This is a genomic window from Streptomyces lancefieldiae (assembly GCF_031845825.1).
Taxonomy (GTDB): Bacteria; Actinomycetota; Actinomycetes; order Streptomycetales; family Streptomycetaceae; genus Streptomyces; species Streptomyces lancefieldiae.
Genome location: NZ_JAVRFH010000371.1, coordinates 1 through 421 on the forward strand (window position 1 = coordinate 1; position 421 = coordinate 421).

Annotated in this window: 1 protein-coding gene; it reads left to right on the top strand. The window is 65.6% G+C overall.

Annotation, left to right across the window (positions count from 1 at the left end; all coding sequences use genetic code 11):
• Positions 1–421: MFS transporter (locus RM812_RS42565; protein ID WP_311586424.1), on the top strand; the 421-nt coding region annotated here is incomplete at both ends.

A 421-nucleotide genomic window follows, 5' to 3' on the forward strand; every position in this document is an offset into this window, starting at 1 on the left:
TCTCCGACGAGCTCGGCTACAGCGAGACGCACGGGCTGCTGATCCTGCTCGCGGTGATGCTCTTCCTGATGACGATCATCAGCCAGGTCGGCAAGCTCTCCGACCGCTTCGGCCGCAAACCTCTGCTGATGACGGGCATGCTGGGCTTCCTCTTCCTCTCCCTGCCCGCGTTCCTCCTCATCCGGATCGACGGCATCCTCCCGATCACGGTCGGCATGCTGATGCTGGGCCTCTCCCTGGTCTGCATGCTCGGCACGATGTCCGCGGCCCTGCCCGCCCTGTTCCCGACGCACGTCCGCTACGGCTCCCTGTCGGTGGGCTACAACCTCTCCGCGTCGATCTTCGGCGGTACGACCCCGCTGGTGATCACGGCCCTGATCAGCTGGACCGGCTCCAACCTGATGCCCGCGTACTACGCGAT